At 69.3% G+C, this 16968-nt stretch carries 16 protein-coding genes; 4 read left to right on the top strand and 12 right to left on the bottom strand.

What is annotated here, in order from left to right; genetic code table 11:
* Positions 1 to 81: 81 nt before the first annotated feature.
* Entirely contained in the window at positions 82 to 495 is a 414-nt protein-coding gene (locus D3P35_RS05095; RefSeq protein WP_118133373.1) for a MucR family transcriptional regulator, read from the bottom strand.
* 403 nt (positions 496 to 898) lie between these two features.
* Between D3P35_RS05095 and D3P35_RS05090 the strand changes: the two genes are divergently transcribed.
* Positions 899 to 1735 carry a cation diffusion facilitator family transporter gene (locus tag D3P35_RS05090; RefSeq protein ID WP_370030175.1) on the top strand — a complete coding sequence of 279 codons (837 nt, stop codon included), beginning with the start codon at positions 899 to 901 and terminating at the stop codon, positions 1733 to 1735.
* Positions 1736 to 1757: 22 nt separating this feature from the next.
* On the opposite strand, the gene D3P35_RS05085 is transcribed toward D3P35_RS05090, so the two are convergent.
* Both D3P35_RS05085 and D3P35_RS05080 read right to left on the bottom strand, forming a co-directional pair.
* Positions 1758 to 3782, bottom strand: coding sequence for a M3 family metallopeptidase (locus D3P35_RS05085; protein ID WP_118133371.1), 2025 nt, complete (start codon positions 3780 to 3782; stop codon positions 1758 to 1760).
* 65 nt (positions 3783 to 3847) lie between these two features.
* A complete protein-coding gene (locus D3P35_RS05080) occupies positions 3848 to 4597 on the bottom strand; it encodes a carbonic anhydrase (protein ID WP_157982041.1) in 750 nt (249 codons plus the stop codon).
* A gap of 193 nt (positions 4598 to 4790) precedes the next feature.
* Between D3P35_RS05080 and D3P35_RS05075 the strand changes: the two genes are divergently transcribed.
* Positions 4791 to 7277, top strand: coding sequence for an FAD-dependent oxidoreductase (locus D3P35_RS05075; protein ID WP_118133369.1), 2487 nt, complete (start codon positions 4791 to 4793; stop codon positions 7275 to 7277).
* Positions 7278 to 7562: 285 nt separating this feature from the next.
* Here D3P35_RS05075 and D3P35_RS05070 read toward each other — a convergent pair whose 3' ends face one another.
* From D3P35_RS05070 to fabA, 8 genes are all read right to left on the bottom strand, one after another.
* Complete coding sequence (locus D3P35_RS05070) at positions 7563 to 8540, bottom strand: threonine/serine dehydratase (protein WP_118133368.1); 978 nt, start codon at positions 8538 to 8540, stop codon at positions 7563 to 7565.
* Entirely contained in the window at positions 8537 to 9394 is an 858-nt protein-coding gene (locus D3P35_RS05065) for an alpha/beta fold hydrolase (protein WP_118133367.1), read from the bottom strand. The genes D3P35_RS05070 and D3P35_RS05065 overlap by 4 nt, the downstream gene beginning before the upstream one ends.
* Entirely contained in the window at positions 9391 to 10104 is a 714-nt protein-coding gene (locus D3P35_RS05060) for a haloacid dehalogenase type II (RefSeq protein WP_118133366.1), read from the bottom strand. The genes D3P35_RS05065 and D3P35_RS05060 overlap by 4 nt, the downstream gene beginning before the upstream one ends.
* A gap of 88 nt (positions 10105 to 10192) precedes the next feature.
* Positions 10193 to 10996, bottom strand: coding sequence for a metalloprotease (locus D3P35_RS05055; protein WP_118133365.1), 804 nt, complete (start codon positions 10994 to 10996; stop codon positions 10193 to 10195).
* The gene (locus D3P35_RS05050; RefSeq protein ID WP_118133364.1) at positions 10993 to 11718 is read right to left on the bottom strand and encodes a 3-keto-5-aminohexanoate cleavage protein; all 726 of its coding nucleotides are present in this window, start codon (positions 11716 to 11718) and stop codon (positions 10993 to 10995) included. Before D3P35_RS05050 ends, D3P35_RS05055 begins: the two co-directional genes overlap by 4 nt.
* Before the next feature lie 2 nt (positions 11719 to 11720).
* The gene (locus D3P35_RS05045) at positions 11721 to 12509 is read right to left on the bottom strand and encodes an enoyl-ACP reductase (protein ID WP_118133363.1); all 789 of its coding nucleotides are present in this window, start codon (positions 12507 to 12509) and stop codon (positions 11721 to 11723) included.
* Between the two features lie 4 nt (positions 12510 to 12513).
* The gene (fabB, locus tag D3P35_RS05040) at positions 12514 to 13746 is read right to left on the bottom strand and encodes a beta-ketoacyl-ACP synthase I (RefSeq protein ID WP_118133432.1); all 1233 of its coding nucleotides are present in this window, start codon (positions 13744 to 13746) and stop codon (positions 12514 to 12516) included.
* Positions 13747 to 13778: 32 nt separating this feature from the next.
* Complete coding sequence (gene fabA / locus D3P35_RS05035) at positions 13779 to 14300, bottom strand: 3-hydroxyacyl-[acyl-carrier-protein] dehydratase FabA (RefSeq protein ID WP_118133362.1); 522 nt, start codon at positions 14298 to 14300, stop codon at positions 13779 to 13781.
* 136 nt (positions 14301 to 14436) lie between these two features.
* Between fabA and irr the strand changes: the two genes are divergently transcribed.
* Complete coding sequence (gene irr, locus D3P35_RS05030) at positions 14437 to 14907, top strand: Fur family transcriptional regulator Irr (protein WP_118133361.1); 471 nt, start codon at positions 14437 to 14439, stop codon at positions 14905 to 14907.
* A 117-nt stretch (positions 14908 to 15024) separates the two neighbouring features.
* Here the strand turns inward: irr and D3P35_RS05025 are convergent, their stop codons facing one another.
* Positions 15025 to 15534, bottom strand: coding sequence for an SH3 domain-containing protein (locus D3P35_RS05025; protein ID WP_118133360.1), 510 nt, complete (start codon positions 15532 to 15534; stop codon positions 15025 to 15027).
* Between the two features lie 142 nt (positions 15535 to 15676).
* Between D3P35_RS05025 and D3P35_RS05020 the strand changes: the two genes are divergently transcribed.
* Positions 15677 to 16663 (top strand): D-glycerate dehydrogenase, encoded by a 987-nt coding sequence (locus tag D3P35_RS05020; protein ID WP_118133359.1) that lies wholly within the window; start codon positions 15677 to 15679, stop codon positions 16661 to 16663.
* Positions 16664 to 16968: the final 305 nt, after the last annotated feature.

Raw genomic sequence — 16968 nt, 5'->3', positions numbered from 1 at the left:
GCACCTTTCCCCGGAGAGGGGAAGGGCACGCCGGTGTCTATCCTGTCCGGCCCGGGCTCGCAACGCCGGGCCTGGCGGGGATCATTTCTTCGGCTTGCGGCCCAGGCCGATTTCCTTGGCCAGCGCCTGGCGCTTGGCGGCATAGGAGGGGGCGACCATCGGGTAATCCGGCTTCAGGCCCCACTTGGCGCGGTATTCTTCCGGCGTCAGGTTGTAGGCGGTGGCCAGGTGACGCTTGAGCATCTTGAGCTTCTTCCCGTCCTCGAGGCAGATGATGTAGTCCTCGGTGACGGATTTCTTGATCGGAACGGCGGGCACCAGCTCTTCAACAGGCGCCTCGCTCACGGTGGCGAGGGCGGAGAGCTTGGTGAAGACGGTCTGGATGAGATCCGGCAGGTCACCCTGCGCGACGCTGTTGTTCGCCACATGCGAGGAGACGATCTCGGTCGTCAGGGCGAGCAGCTCCCCCTTCTCGACTTGCTGTTCAGCGGACATGAGAGTCCTTTCTTGGTAAACGGTCAATGGCGCGACGCGCCGCTTCTACGCTAGATGGAAATAGGCGTGTGCTTCCCACAGGCCTATTCACATTTTATTTTCACCCCCAAGGAATAACAAGGTGTGAAGGTGATAAATTTTCGAAATTCGTCACCCGAAACACAACTTGCTGGTGCCAATTATAATATTGGTCTGGCTCGACTATATCACAGGTTGCAAACAAACTTGTGATATGTATTTAGAGGCGTCTCTGTAGCGAGGGGCATCACATGAACACCGAGTACCAGGCACTTTGTGCCCGGGCGCATCAAAGACTTCTCAGGGTGAATATCCGCTCTGTTGGGAGTGTCAAGTCATGAATGCGTCAGAACACCGGCAGAATCTTGGCGCAGGCATCGCCTCCGTGACTGTGGCTGGTGTGCTGGTGATTCTGAAGTTCCTCGCGCTCACGGCCACCGGCTCGCTGTCGATCGCCGCCAGCCTCACCGATTCCGCGCTCGACCTGCTGGTGTCCTCCACCGGGCTGCTGGCCATCCGCTATGCCGCGCGCCCGCCCGACCGCGACCATGCCTTCGGCCATACCTCGGCGGAGGACCTGATGGCGCTGGCGCAGGCGCTGATGGTGGGCGGCTCGGGCCTGTTCATCGGCTGGAGCGCGGTGGAGCGGCTGCGCGGCCCCTCCGAGCCGCTGCGCAGCGAGGCCGCCGGCATCGCGGTGATGCTGGTCTCGGTGGTGCTGACGCTTGTGCTGGTCTGGTACCAGCGCCGGGTGGCCGCCCGCACCGGTTCCAAGGTGGTTTCGGCGGATTCGCTGCATTACGTGGGCGATCTCGTGCCCAATATCGGCGCGCTGGTGGCGCTGTTCGCCTCGCAGCATTTCGGGCTGGGGCGGGTCGATTCCGTGGTGGCGCTGGGCGCGGCGGCCATGCTGCTGCTGGGGGCGCTGCGCATCGGCAAATCCGCCTGGGACGCGCTGATGGACCGCGGCGCCGACCCCGAGCTGGTGACCCGGGTGCGCGGCATCGTGGAGAACTGGCCCGGCGTGCACGGCCATCACGACCTCAAGACCCGGATGGCCGGAACCAAGGTGTTCATCCAGGTGCATATCGAGCTCGACGGCCGGCAGTCTCTCGCCCAGGCGCATGACATCGGCGCGGCGCTGCGGCGCTCGATCGTCCGCGCGGTGCCTAACGCAGAAGTGATCATCCACAAGGACGTCGCCGGCCGCGGGCACGGCTGAGCCCGGGGCCGGCAGGCGCGCTTCAGGCGGCGGTGTCGAGGCCGCGGCCCTTGAGCAGGGCGCTCACGTCCGGCAGGCGGCCGCGGAAGGCGGTGTAGAGATCGGCCGCCTCGGCCGAGCCGCCGGCGGAGTAGATGTGGCGCAGGAGCTTTTCCGCCGTCTCGCCGTCGAACACGTCGCCGGTCTCGCGGAAGGCCTCGAAGGCGTCGGCGTCCATCACCTCCGACCACATGTAGCTGTAATAGCCCGAGGAATAGCCGTCGCCCGAGAAGACATGGGTGAAATGCGGCGTGGCGTGGCGCATGGTGATCGCCTCCGGCATGCCGATGCGCGCGAGGGTCTCGGCCTGGGCGGCCATCGGGTCTGCCGGGGCGGGGCCGGAGTGGAAGTCGAGGTCGACGAGGGCGGAGGCGACGTATTCCACCGTGGCGAAGCCCTGGTCGAAGTTCTCCGCCGCGATCAGCCGCTCGAGCAGGGCTTTCGGCATCGGCTGGCCGGTCTTCGCGTGCAGGGCGTATTTCGACAGCACTTCGGGGGTGGAGAGCCAGTGCTCGTAGAGCTGGGAGGGCAGCTCCACGAAGTCGCGCGCCACGGAGGTGCCGGAGATGAAGGCGTAGGTGACATCCGACATCAGCGCGTGCAGGGCATGGCCGAACTCGTGGAACAGGGTGCGGGCATCGTCGAAGGTGAGCAGGCTGGGCTGGCCGGCCGGCGCCTTGGCGAAGTTGCACACGTTGACCACGATGGGGCGCACCTCGCCGTCCATCCGGCTCTGGTTGCGGAAGGAGGAGCACCAGGCGCCGGAGCGCTTCGAGCCGCGGGCGAAGTAATCGCCGATGAACACGCCCATGTGGCGGCCGGCCTTCGTCACCTCCCAGGCCCGGCAATCGGGGTGGTAGAGCGGCACGTCGAGCGGGCGCACCTCGATGCCGAACAGGCGGTGCGCGGTGTCGAAGGCGGCGGCGATGATGTTGTCGAGCTGCAGGTAGGGCTTGAGCTCGGTCTCGTCGAGATCATGCTCGGCGTGGCGCAGCTTCTCGGCGTAGTAGCGCCAGTCCCAGGCGGCGAGGGGGGCGTTCACGCCATCGGCGTGCATCAGCCCCTCGAGCCGGGCGGCATCGGCGAGGGCACGGGCGCGCGCCGGCTCCCAGACCGCCATCAGGAGCTCGCGCACGCGCTCGGGCGTGCCGGCCATCTGCCTGTCGAGCTTGAAGGCGGAGAAGCTGGGGAAGCCGAGCAGCTTCGCGCGCTCCTCGCGCAGGGCCAGCATCTCGGCGACGATGGCGCGGGTGTCGTTCTCGTTGGCGTTCTCGCCCCGCGCGGTCCAGGCGCGGAAGGCGGTCTCGCGCAGGTCGCGGCGCGGGGAGAACTGCAGGAAGGGCACGATGAGCGAGCGCGACAGGGTGATGACATGGCCCTCGCGCCCACGCTCGCGCGCGGTCTCGGCGGCGGCGTCGACCAGGAAGTCCGGCAGGCCCTCGAGATCGGCCGCGGCGAGGGGGAGCTCCCAGGATTTCTCTTCCGCCAGAACGTTTTGCGAGAATTGCGTGCCGAGCACGGCGAGGCGCTGCATGATCTCGGTGAGGCGGGCGCGGGCCTCGCCCTCCAGCCGGGCGCCGGAGCGCACGAACATGGTGTGGTAGAGCTCGAGCACCCGCGCCTGCTCGGGCGTGAGGCCGGAGGTGTCGGCCATCAGCGCCTCGATGCGGGCGAAGAGGGCGGCGTTCATCATCGTCTCGGAGTAGAAGGCCGAGAGCTTCGGCGACAGCTCGCGCTGCAGGGCCTGGCGGGTGTCGTTCGTGTCGGCCCCGACGAGGTTCCAGAACACGCCGCCCACCCGGTCGAGCGTGGTGTCCGAGCGCTCCATCGCCTCGATGGTGTTGGCGAAGCTGGGCGGCTCCGGATTGTCGGCGATCGCGTTGATCGCGGCGCGGGTTTCGGCCAGCGCGGCGTCGTAGGCGGGTGCGAAATGCGCATCCTCGATCTCGGCGAAGGGCGGCAGGCCGAAGGGGCCGGTGAAGGGGCCGAGCAGGGGATTTGCGGTCATCGGGAGCTCCGTTTCCTGGGTCGCTCCGAGATATAACCCCCGCCCGGCCGCGCTCCAAGGGGCGGTCAGTTTTCCAGCACGAAGCGGCGGAACAGCGGCTGCACCGGGCGGGCGTTCATCGGGAACAGGGCGGTGAAGGCGTCTATGTCGCGCTGGTTGACGAAGACGGGCTGCTTGAGCACCGTCCAGAGCACGGTTTCCGAGCAGGGCGGCGTGGTGAGCGAGCCCTGGTAGCGGATGACGCGCGAGACGTCGCTGACCAGTTCGAGCGGCTCGATCTGGCCGGCCGGGCTCTGGGCGCCCTCCTCCTTCGGGGCGAGGAACATCAGGGTGCGGAACAGGCTGTTGTTGCCGCCGGCCTGCAGCATCACCCCGATGACGGCGAGGCGGCCCTCCGCGTCGGCATGGACGAAATGCACCTCCATCGGGAAATGCGCCCCGCCCACCGTGTGCTCGGAGGGGGCGTGGAAGTGGAACTGCAGGAGCTCGTAGCGCGCGCCGTCGATCATCGCGTAGCCGGCCGAGGCGCCGTTCACCTGGATGGTGTGGCCGTTGTTGATCACCGTCCACTCGGTCGCCTGCCAGTGCAGCTCCACCTTCAGCAGCAGCGCCGCGGTGGCGCGGCCGATGTCGATCGGGCTCTGCTGATGCCCGGCACGGCAGTCTTCCCAGTCCGCGCTCAGATCGCCCCAGTGGGACGGGCCGCCCTGGCCCGAATAGTCCCAGTGGACCTGGCCTGCCGCGTGGGACAGCGGGGAGAGCAGAAAGGCCAGCCCCAGGGCGAGGCTCCGGACCAGGAAGATTGGCGACGGCATTTCGGGTCCTCCGAAAGAGATGGCATTGCGGCACTCTGGCGCTGCGGGGTTAAGGTTTTCTTCCCGGCGGCGGAGGGCCGGCGGCCCGGCGCTGGTCGGTTTTGCGCGGTGTTGCGTCGTCGCCATCGTGTTGCGCGGGAGCGGGTTCGGGCATGGTCCGGGCCAGACCCCCTGTCATTTCGGAGACAGCCTGATGAAGACCCATGCGAGAGCCGTTGTCGTGGGAGGTGGCGCGGTCGGCGCGTCCATCGCCTATCACCTAGCGAAGGCCGGCTGGGAGACGGTTCTGCTCGAGCGCGACGAGCTGACCTCCGGCTCCACCTGGCACGCCGCAGGCCTGCTGCCGCTGTTCAACATGAGCTATGCGACCAGCCATATCCACGACTACTCGGTGAAGTTCTACAAGACGCTGGAGGCCGAGACCGGGCTCAATGCCGGCTTCTCCGTGGTGGGCAACCTGCGCATGGCGCAGAGCCAGGCCCGCATGGACGAGTACATGCTCTATTCCTCCAACGCCGAGGCGGTGGGCATCCCGCACGAGTTCCTCACGCCCGCGCAGATGAAGGAGCGCTGGCCGCTGCTGCGCACGGAGGACCTGAAGGGCGCGCTCTTCCACCCCACCGACGGCTACATCAACCCCGCCGACGTGACCCAGGCCATGGCCAAGGGCGCGCGCCAGCGCGGCGTGGAGATCTACCGCCGGGTGCAGGTGGACGGCTTCGAGCGCCGCGGGGGCGAGTGGGTGGTCAAGGGCCGCAAGATGGTGGAGAAGGGCGGCTACCTCGTGCCCTCGGAGGAGCTGTTCGAGATCACCTGCGAGCACGTGGTGACCGCCACGGGCAACCACGCACAGCGCACCGCGGCGATGATCGGCTGCTACCTGCCGGCGGTGCCGGTGGAGCACCAGTACATCGTGACCGAGCCGGACCCGGCGCTGGTGGAATACCGCAAGACCCACGGCGAGCACCCGGTGCTGCGCGACGCGGACGCCAAGTGGTATGTGCGCGAGGAGCGCGGCGGCTGGATCCTCGGCCCCTACGAGCGCAATGCGCCCGCCTGCTTCAAGTTCGGCGTGCCCGACAGTTTCCGCGCCGATCTCTTCCCCCTCGACCTCGAGCGCATCGAGGAAGAGTACATGAGCATGATCCACCGCATCCCCTCCTCGGAGACGGTGGGGCTGAAGGACGATTTCAACGGCCCGATCTGCTACACGCCGGACGGGAACCCGCTGGTGGGCCCCGCCCCGGGAGTGGAGAACTTCTGGTTCGCCGAGGGCTTCTCCTTCGGCATCACCGCGGCGGGCGGCACCGGCCATTACCTCGCCCAGCTGATGACCGAGGGCGAGGCGGAGATCGACATGTGGTCGCTCGACCCGCGCCGCTACGGCAAATGGGTGAACCGCGAGTATGCCACGAAGAAGAACGAGGAGTGCTACGAGCATGTCTTCGTGCTGCACCACCCCGACGAGGAGCGCGAGGCGGCCCGCCCGCTGCGCACCGCGCCCTGCTACGAGCGGCTGAAGGCCGAGGGCGCGCAGTTCGGCCAGGTGAACGGCTGGGAGCGGCCGAACTACTACGCGCCGCTGGGCTTCGACGACCACGCCTCCCGCTCCTTCCGCCGCGGCGGCTGGTGGGAGCACGCGGTGAAGGAGGCCCGGGCCGTGCGCGAGGGCGTGGGGCTCTATGACGCCACCGCCTTTACCAAGCACATGGTGAAGGGGCCCGGCGCCACCGCCTTCCTCGACTGGCTGACCTGCAACAAGCTGCCGAAGGAGGGGCGCATCAACCTCACCTACGCGCTCACCGATGCCGGCACCGTGCGCTCGGAGTTCACCATCGTGCGGCTGGGGGCGGACGAGTATTACATCGTCTCCGCCGGCGCGGCGCAGGCCTATGACGGGGATTACCTCGTGAAGGAGGCGGCGAAGAAGCGCGCTGCGTTCGGCTGGATCGAGGTGCAGGACGTGAGCACGCAATGGGGCGTGTTCGCCGTGGCCGGCCCGCGCTCACGCGAGTTGCTCGAGCCCCTCGTGGTGGATGCGGAGCCGCAGACCGCGCTTTCCAACAAGCGCTTCCCCTGGCTGTCGATGCGCCGGCTCGACCTCGGCATGGTGCCCTGCATGGCGATCCGCGTGGCCTACACCGGCGAGCTGGGCTGGGAGATCCACCACCCGATCGAGATGCAGAACCACCTCTATGACCTGCTGAAGGCGCAGGGCGACAAGGTGGGGCTGACCCTGTTCGGCGCCCGGGCGCAGAACTGGCTGCGCCAGGAGAAAAGCTACCGCGCCTTCGGCTCCGACCTCGGCCGCGACGCGAGCCCGCTGGAGGCGGGGCTGGACCGGTTCGTCGACCTTTCCAAGGAGTTCCGCGGCAAGGCGGCGATGGAGAAGCTCGGCATCCGCGCGAAATGCGTGACCCTGCTCATCGACGGGCCGGCCGACACCGACCCCTGGGGCAAGGAGGCGCTCTATTCCGGGGAAGAGGTGATCGGGCGGCTGACCTCGGGCGGCTGGTCGGTGGCCTTCGGCAAGCAGGTGGGCATGGGCTACGTGCGCCCCGATCTCGCCACGCCGGGCACGAAGCTGCAGGTGCGGATGAACCGCGAGCTGTGGGATGCCGTGGTGGCCGAGGACAGCCCCTACGACCCGCAGAACCTCACCATCCGCAAGGATGTCTGAGGCCCTGCGGGCCGCCGGAATTTCCTGAAAAAACAAGAGGCTTGCACCGAAATGGTGCAAGCCTCTGAAAATGCAAGACCGGTTCGAGAACCGGAGCCAGGGCTCCGTGAAGGTGTCTCAGACCCGAAGGTCCCTCCAGCGTCTTTTCCCGGTCCGACTATATCTGCCTGAAAAGATTTGATCGGATGGGTAAAGAGTACTTAACCCAGCGTGAAAACAGCGTGAAACACCTGAGGTTGAACGGGGAGTCAGCTTGCGCGGGCAATGGTACGAAACTGGATTGGTTCAGTTTGGTGCGTGTGCGAGAGCCCGCTGAAACACGGCCGCGTCGACATTTCCGCCCGAAGCCACGGCGATTACAGCTTCTCCCTGTAATTTCTCCCCGTGAAACAACGCAGCGGCGAGTGCCACGGCACCCCCCGGTTCCAGAACCAGCTTCAGCCGCGACCACGCCAGCGCCACTGCCGCAAGGGCCTGATCGTCGCTCACCGCGATTCCCGGTCCGCAATGGCGGGAGAGGAGGGGAAAGGTGATCTCGCCGGGAATCGGCGTGAGGATCGCGTCGCAGACCGAACCGGTGAGCGAGGGATTCGCCAGGCGATTCCCCGCGGCGAGCGATCGGGTCATGTCATCGAAGCCCTCCGGCTCGCAGGGGCGCACGCGCAGGCCCGGCGCCCGGTCGGCCAGCGCCACGGCGATGCCCGAGGTGAGCCCGCCGCCACCGCAGCACACCAGCACGTCGGCGGCCGCCACGCCGGCCTCGGCGGCCTGCTCGGCGATCTCGAGCCCGGTGGTGCCCTGACCGGCGATCACCTGCGCGTCGTCGTAGGGGCGCACGAGGGTGAGGTTGCGTTCGGCGGAGAGGGCGGCGCCGATCTCCTCGCGGCTCTCGGTGGCGCGGTCGTAGAGCACCACCTCGGCGCCAAGGGCGCGGGTGTTGTCGATCTTCAGCTTCGGCGCGTCGCGCGGCATGATGATCACGGCCGGCACGCCGAAGAGCCGCGCCGCCCGGGCCACGCCTTGCGCGTGGTTGCCCGAGGAGAAGGCGAGCACGCCGCGGGCGCGCACCTCGGGCTCGAGCGCCGAGATGCAGGACCAGGCGCCGCGGAACTTGAACGAACCGGTGTGCTGCAGGCATTCGGCCTTCACGAACACCCGGCGGCCGGCGATCTCGTCGAGCCAGTCGGAGGTGAGGAGCGGCGTGCGGCGCACCACCGGCGCCAGGCGCGCGGCGGCGGCTTCGATCATCGCGATGCTGGTCATGGGTCTGTCCTGTCTGTGACGCGGGCCAGGAAGGCGCCGAGGGCGGCGCGGCTCGCGGGTTCGTCGAGAAAGGGGACATGGCCGCGGTCCGGGATATCGGCGCGGATCATGTCGGGGAAGCGGGCCTGCATGCGGTCGGCCGCTTCGGCCGTGAGCAGGTCGGAGTTCGCGCCGCGCAGCAGGGCGAGGGGCAGGCCCTTCAGCAGATCGAAGAGCGGCCAGAGGTCGGGCGGGCCGGTTTCGGCCATGGCCTCGGCCTGGGCGAGCAGGGCGTCGCGCAGGCGGGGGTCGTAGGTGAGGGCGAGGCCGGCGGGTGTCTCGCGGAACACGCCGGCGGCCCAGGTGCGCCATTGCGCGGGGGAGACGCCGGGGAAGCGGTCGGCGTTCACCTGCGCCAGCCGGGCAGCGGCGGCGTCGAGGGAGGGGAGGTCGGGGGCGCGGCCCACATGGGGCATGATGGCGGCGAGGCCCTCGGGCGCGAGCTCGGGGCCCACGTCGACCAGCGCCACGCCGCTCAGCCGGTCGGGCACGATGGCGGCCATGGACATGGCGATGAGCCCGCCGCGCGAGGTGCCCAGCACCGCCACCTGCGGCAGGGCGAGATGGTCGATGAGCTCGATCGCGTCGCGCGTCTCCACCCGCACGTCGTAGTTGAGGAACTGCGGGTCATGGTCGGAGGCGCCGCGGCCGCGGCTGTCGAGGCTGATGATGCGCCAGGCGTGGCCGAAGGCGGTGCGCACCGGGTCGAAATCAGTGCCGTTGCGGGTGAGGCCGGGGAGGCAGAGCAGGGCGGGGCCGGTGCCCTCGTCGCGGAAGGCGAGGGCGAGGCCGTCGGAACTGGTGAAGCGGCTCATGCGCGGGCCGCGATGTCGGGCACGGTGGTGAGGTCGGGCGCGGTGAAGCGCGGCGCCCAGGGCAGGCGGTCCTGCGGCAGGCCGGCGCGGTTTACCCAGAGCGTGGTGAAGCCGTAGCCGGAGGCCGCCGCCGCGTCCCAGCCGTTGGAGGAGACGAAGAGCACCTCGGCCGGGGCGGTGCCGAAGCGGCGGCCAACGAGGTCGTAGACCGCCCGGGCGGGCTTGAACACGCCCACGTCCTCGACCGAGAGCACCGCGTCGAGGTGCTGGCCGATGCCGGCGGAGGCGACGGCGGAGGCGAGCATCTCCGGCGCGCCGTTCGACAGGATGGCGGTGGCGAGGCCGGCGGATTTCAGGGCCGCGAGCATGGCGGGCACCTCGGTGTAGGCGTCCAGTTCGCGGTAGAGGTCCATCAGCCGGGCGGCGAGGGCGGGGTCTTCGCCCAGGCCCGCCTCCTCCATCGCGTAGGCGAGGGCCTCGCCGGTGACCTGCCAGAAATCGGCATGGGCGCCGGTGACCGCGCGCAGCCAGGAGTACTGAAGCTGCTTGAGGCGCCAGGTCTCCGCCAGGCGCGGGGCGACGGCGGCGAGCGCCTCGCGCCCCGGCTCGGCCGCGCAGGCGCGCGCGGCGGCGGTGACGTCGAACAGGGTGCCGTAGGCGTCGAACACGCAGGTGGTGATGCGGCGGGGGGCGGGCGATGTCTCGGGCATTGGGCAGGGTCCTCCGGCGCGCAGTTTTCTCGGATGCGCGCCGCAACGCAAGCCGCATGTGCGGCAGCCCGTCGCAACCCCCCGGCGCTCAGGCGGCGAGGTAGTAGAGCAGGATGGGCGAACCCGCGAGGCCGAAGGACGCGAGCATCGCGATCCAGGCGCCGGCGGCGAAGGCGGCCTCGCGCCCGGTCATCGGCCGCTGCAGCGCCTCCACCTTCGGCATCTGCATGGCCGATTGCAGCCCGATGATGAGGAAGAAGATCAGGAAGATGTGCCCGCTGAGCGCCAGCAGCAGCGCCGCGACGCCGCTGAGCGCCAGCGTGGCGTTATGGGCGAGCTTCGGCGACAGCGTGTAGAGCACCCGGCGCAGCACGTGCCCGCCGTCGAGCGGCCAGATCGGCAGCAGGTTGAACGCGTTCAGCGCCGCGGTGAGCATGCCGAAGAGATAGACGTAATGCGCCATCTGCGGCCAGGCCGTGTCGAGCACCTGCTCGGCGGCGAGGCAGAGCGCCACGAGCGCGAGGCAGATGCCCGGGCCCATGAGGGAGATGTAGGCGTCCTTGGCCTGCGAGGAGGGCAGGCGGTCGGAGATCGCGACACCGCCCAGCATGGGGATGAGGCGCAGCCGCGCATCGGTGTGGCCGGCGACACGGAAGGCCGCGACATGGCCGAACTCGTGCACCACGATGGAGAGGATGAGCAGCAGCCCCACGACCGGCCCGAAGAAATACATCGCCGCGGCGATGGCCAGCGTGCCGACGATGGCCGAGGAGGGGGTGATGTTGGGCGTCACCTGCCCGGCGGGCAGCCGCCAGCCGCCGCGCAGCACCCGGGCGGTGAGCCAGAGCACCAGCGCCGCGAGGGCATAGACCGCCGCCTGCCCGCCCGTCACCCCCCGGTTCCGCCGAGCAGGGCGCGCGCGGCGCTGACCAGGGCGGCATTGTCGGCGGCGGGGCGGCCGTCGGGCATCACCAGCACGTCCTCGAGGCCGATGCGGGTATCGAGGCCGCGGGCGGCGGCGAGCCCGACCATGGCCCAGGTGCAGGAATCGGTGCCGTGCAGCAGCAGCGGGCGGCCCAGGTCGGCGGCGGCGAGGCGCTCGAGGATGGCGAGGGCCTCGGCCTCGGCCTCCTCGGCCTCCTGCAGGTCGATCTCGATCAGCACGCGCAGGCAGGCGCGGTGGCCGGGCAGGGCGAGGAAGCGGCGGGTGTCGGCGAGGGTGGAGAGCCCGGCCTCGATGCCCACCCCGCGCGAGGCGAGGGCCTCCATCGTGTCCGGGGCGTCCTGCTCGGAGAGGTTCACCGAGGCGTAGTCCGGCAGCAGCTCCCAGGCGCGGACATGCTCGAGCCGGGCGGCCCCGCCGGGGCGGATCCAGGCGCCGGTGCTCACCCCCACGGGCATGCCGGGCACCGCGGCGCGCACGGCGCGCAGCGCGGCGGAGACATCGGCGGGGGCGAGGCTCTCGGCGCCCTCCGCGTCACGCACGTGGATGTGCAGCTCGTCGGCCCCGGCGGCACGCACCGCGGCGGCATCCTCGGCCAGCTCTCCGGGGCTGCGGGGGAGCGCCGCGTGCGTGCGCGCCTCCCGGGCGCCGTTGAGGCAGGCCTGGAGCATGGTCAGAGGTTTTCGGGCTGGGCCATGCCGATCGCGTGGTAGCCGCCATCGACGAAGACGATCTCGCCGGTGGTGCAGGCCCCGAGGTCGGAGGCGAGGTAGAGGGCGGCGCCGCCCACGGCTTCGAGGGTGGCATTGGCGCGCAGCGGCGCGTTCTGCTCCACCTCGCGGTAGACCTTGCGCGCGCCGCCGATGACCGAGCCCGCGAGGGTGCGCATCGGGCCGGGGCTGATCGCGTTCACCCGCACGCCGTCGGGCCCGAGGTCATTGGCGAGGTAGCGCACCGAGCATTCCAGCGCCGCCTTGGCCACGCCCATCACGTTGTAGTTGGGCATCACGCGCTGGGCGCCGAGATAGGTGAGGGTGATCACGCTGCCGCCCGGGCGCATCAGCGGTGCCGCGCGGCGGGTGATGTCGACCAGGCTGTAGCAGGAGATGTCGAGCGAGTTCAGGAAGTTGGTGCGGGTGGTGTTGAGGAACCGCCCGGTGAGCTCGGTCTTGTCCGAATAGGCGATGGCGTGGATGAGGAAATCCATCTGCCCCCAGTCCGCCGCCAGGCGCTCGAACACGCTCTCCAGCGAGGCGGAATCCTGCACGTCGGCGGGCAGGAGATGGGTGGCATTCACGCTTTCGGCCAGCGGCTGCACGCGCCGGCCGAAGGACTCGCCCTGGTAGGTGAAGGCCAGTTCCGCGCCATGGGCATGCAGGGTGCGCGCGACTCCCCAGGCGATGGAGTGGTCGTTCGCGACACCCATGACAAGCCCGCGCTTGCCCTTCATCAGGTCGGACATGAGTTCATTTATCCCTGAGTCGGCTGAACAGGAGGCTGGCATTGGTGCCCCCGAAGCCGAAGCTGTTGCTCATCACGGTGTCGAGACCCGCGTCATCGACCCGTGCGGTGGCGATTTCCTCCGGCTTCAGCGCCGGGTCGAGGGTGTCGACGTTGGCGGAGGCGGCGATGAAGTCATTCTCCAGCATCAGCAGGGAGTAGATGACCTCCTGGGCGCCGGTGGCACCCTGGGAATGCCCGGTCAGCGACTTGGTGGAGCTGATCGGCGGCTGGCGGCGGCCTTCGAAGACCCGGCGCACGCCTTCCACCTCGGTCACGTCGCCCACCGGGGTGGAGGTGCCGTGGGCGTTGATGTAGCCCACCTCGCGGTCCTGCGGCAGGGTGGAGAGGGCCATGCGCATGCAGCGCTCGCCGCCCTCGCCCGAGGGGGCGACCATGTCGTGCCCGTCGGAGGTGGCGGCATAGCCGGTGAGCTCGGCGTAGATCTTGGCGCCGCGGGCCTTCGCGTGCTCGTATTCCTCGAGCACCACGATGCCGCCGCCGCCGGAGATGACGAAGCCGTCACGCCCGGCGTCGAAGGCGCGGGAGGCCTTCTCGGGCGTGTCGTTGTACTTGGAGCTCATGGCGCCCATGGCGTCGAACAGGCAGGACAGGGTCCAGTCCAGCTCCTCGCCGCCGCCGGCGAACATCACGTCCTGCTTGCCCCACTGGATCTGCTCCGCCGCGTTGCCGATGCAATGCGCCGAGGTGGAGCAGGCCGAGGTGATCGAGTAGTTGATGCCCTTGATGCGGAACGGCGTGGCGAGGCAGGCCGACACGGTGGAGGACATGCCGCGCGTGACCATGAACGGCCCCATGCGCTTGGGGCTGTTGTTCTTGAGCACGATCTGGTGCGCCTCGAACAGGTTGCGCGTGGACGGGCCGCCGGAGCCGACGATGAGCCCGGTGCGCTCGTTCGAGATGTCGCTGTCCTCCAGGCCGGCGTCGGCGATGGCCTGTTTCATCGCGATGTAGCTGTAGGCCGCGCCATCGCCCATGAAGCGCAGCTGGCGCTTCTCGACATGTTCGGACACGTCGATGTCCGGCTTGCCGTGGACCTGGCTGCGGAACCCGCGCTCGGCGTATTCGGGGGCGAAGCTGATGCCGGACTTCCCCTCGCGCAGCGAGGTGACGACGTCATCCTTCGTGGTGCCGATCGACGACACGATGCCGAGACCGGTTACGACGACCCGACGCATGAGCATATCCTTCCTTCGTGCCGGGCTCTTCTTCAGGCCGGGCTTGCCTCACCATCCTTGAACAGACCGACACGCATGTCGGTCGTGGTGTAGATGGTCTGGCCGTCTGCTTCCATCAACCCGTCGGCGATGCCGAGCTTGAGTTTGCGGTCGATGATGCGCTTCATGTTCACCGTGTAGCGGATGAGCTTCACGTCCGGCGTCACCATGCCGGAGAACTTCACCTCGCCCACGCCGAGGGCGCGGCCGCGGCCGGGCATGCCCAGCCAGCCGAGGAAGAAGCCGGTCATCTGCCACAGGGCGTCGAGCCCGAGGCAGCCGGGCATCACCGGGTCGCCGAGGAAGTGGCACTTGAAGAACCACAGGTCGGGCTTGACCTCGAGCTCGCCCACGACCTGGCCCTTCTCGAAGGGTCCGCCTGCCTCGGTGATGCTGGTGACGCGGTCCATCATGAGCATGGGGGGCGCGGGGAGCTGCGCGTTCCCCGGACCGAAGAGCTCTCCGCGCGCGCAGCGCATCAGCTCTTCATAGTCATAGCTGCTCGGCCGTGACATACCTTCTCCTTCGTCGCAGGGCGGCATTTGTTGCTCACGTTTCCCTATCACCGTGCCCGCAACAGGTGCAAGCGCGATGGGTGCGCCCAAAAGGGACTCGATTTCCGCCACGCGAACGGGTTAGAGTGCATACCCGATGACTAGCAAGGGACAAGACCAAGCCGTGAAATCCGGGAGCAGCGCAGCAGGGCGTGAAGCGAAGGCGCGCGTCGACGCGTGGCTCGCGCGTGGCCGCCTGCGGCCGACGCGCCAGCGCAAGATGCTTGCGAGCCTTCTGGTGGGCGACGGGAATCATCGCCATGTCACGGCCGAAAGCCTGCACGAGGCCGCGCAATGCAGCCCCGAGCCGGTGTCGCTCGCCACGGTGTACAACACCCTCAAGGCCTTCACGGACGCGGGCCTGCTCACCGAGATCATGGTGCACGGGGCGCGGTCCTACTTCGACACGCGTGTCGACGATCACCCGCATTACTTCTGGGAAGACCGGGACAGCCTGACCGACGCGCCCGCCGAGGCGGTGCGCTTCGCCTCGCTGCCCGATGCGCCGGAGGGCACGGAGATCGCCAAGGTCGACGTGGTCATCCGCCTGCGCCGCACCAAGGGCTGAGCGCCGCTCCCCCCTCCCCGGTTTCGATGCTCCGCCGCCCCCTTGCGGTGCGGTTGCGGCGGCGGGCCGGCTGCGCCGCATTGACGCGTACGGGGCCGCGTTCGGGGCCCCGGGGGCTCAGTCCGGGCTGATCTCGGTATCCTCGACACCCCAGATATCGGCCTTGCGCACCCAGCCCTCGTAGCCGTCGGCCTCGATCTGGCACCAGAGCGCCTTGCAGGCCTCGAGGTCGCCGATCACGCCCTGGCGGGCCACGGCCACCGGCAGGCTGTTGTCGGAGGCAAGCTCGTGCATCATCGTCTCCGGCGCGCGGACCACCACCGTGCGCGCACCGCGCAGCAGGGTGTAGTGCACCCAGCCGCCGGTGCCGTCGGCGTCCACCACCTTGCGCCAGTTGTCGAATTCCGCGACCACCTGCAGCGGCATGTGCCGGCGCTTGAAGATCCAGTCCACCCGGTGGTCGAGCCCGGGGCCGCGGCGGGCGTTCGCCTCGGTCTTGAGGCTCACGAAGCGGGGCAGCGGCATGTGGGTGACGGGGCCGATGGTCGTGGGCACGGTATCGGCCGGCGTGGCGCCTGCCACGCAGATGAGGAGCACCGCTGCAAGGATGCGCATGCTGGAGATCATCTGTGCCTGCCCGTTCCGCTGCGGCATTTTTCGGGTTTATCTGCCGCTGCGGGCAGACTAGCACTAATGCATGCGGGGTGCATCCCCGTTTTGAACCAGAGACATGTCCGGCCCACGGACGAGATTGCCCGAGGAAGCCCCTATGCCCGCGCACAGCCCGAAGGTCATTGTCACCCGCCGCCTGCCGGAGCCGGTCGAGGCGCGCATGCGCGAGCTGTTCGACGTGGAGATCAACGAGACGGACGAGCCGTTCTCCCGCGAGCGCATGGCCGACGCGCTGGGGCGGGCCGACATCCTGGTGCCAACGGTGACCGACCGGATCGACAAGGGCCTGCTGGCCCAGGCCGGGCCGGACCTGCGGCTGATCGCCTCCTACGGCTCGGGCTTCGACCACGTGGACGTGGCGACCGCGCTGGCGCGCAACATCCTGGTCACCAACACCCCCGGCGTGCTCACCGAGGACACCGCAGACATGACCATGGCGCTCATCCTCGCTGTGCCGCGGCGGGTGAAGGAGGGCATGGCCCAGATGCAGGAGGGCGACTGGCCGGGCTGGTCGCCCATGGCGCTGATGGGCAACCGGGTGGGGGGCAAGAAGCTCGGCATCCTCGGCATGGGGCGGATCGGCACCGCGGTGGCGCGCCGGGCGAAGGGCTTCGGCCTCGAGATCCACTACCACAACCGCCGCCGGGTGCGCCCCGAGACCGAGGACGCCCTCGGCGCCACCTGGTGGGAGAGCCTCGACCAGATGCTGGCGCGCATCGACATCCTGTCGGTGAACTGCCCGCACACGCCGGGCACCTTCCACCTGCTCAACGCGCGGCGGCTGAAGCTGATGAAGCCCACGGCGGTGGTGGTGAACACCTCGCGCGGCGAGGTGATCGACGAGAACGCCCTCACCCGGATGCTGCGCGCGGGCGAGCTGGCCGGCGCCGGGCTCGACGTGTTCGAGCGCGAGCCGGCGGTGAACCCGCGCCTGCTCGGCCTGCCCAACGTGATGCTGCTGCCGCACATGGGCTCGGCCACCATCGAGGGCCGGGTGGAGATGGGCGAGAAGGTGATCATCAACATCAAGACCTTCGTCGACGGCCACCGCCCGCCCGACCAGGTGCTCCCCTCCATGCTCTGACCCGCCGCGAGGGGGGAACGCCCGCCTCGCCGAGGGGGCTTTCGCCCCCGCAGCTCGGCGGCCGTGGCGAAGGCCCCTGCGGGCCTCCGCCCTGCACGTCCCCCTCTCCGCACCGCCCCTGCCGGGCGACGTGCCGGCCGGACGCAGTCCGGCGCTTCGCCGAAGGGGGCTCGATGCCCCCGAGGCGGAGGCCAACGCCCGTGAGGGCTTCCCTGGAGCACCGCGAGACCCCTGCGGCCATGCCGGCGCCTGAACAGGGTGGGCCATCGGGCCGGCGCTGCCTCGCCCTGCGCTGTCCGGCATCG

This window comes from Oceanicella sp. SM1341, from assembly GCF_003448965.1.
In the GTDB taxonomy this organism is placed as follows: domain Bacteria; phylum Pseudomonadota; class Alphaproteobacteria; order Rhodobacterales; family Rhodobacteraceae; genus Paroceanicella.
This window is presented reverse-complemented; position numbering and strand designations above follow the sequence as displayed.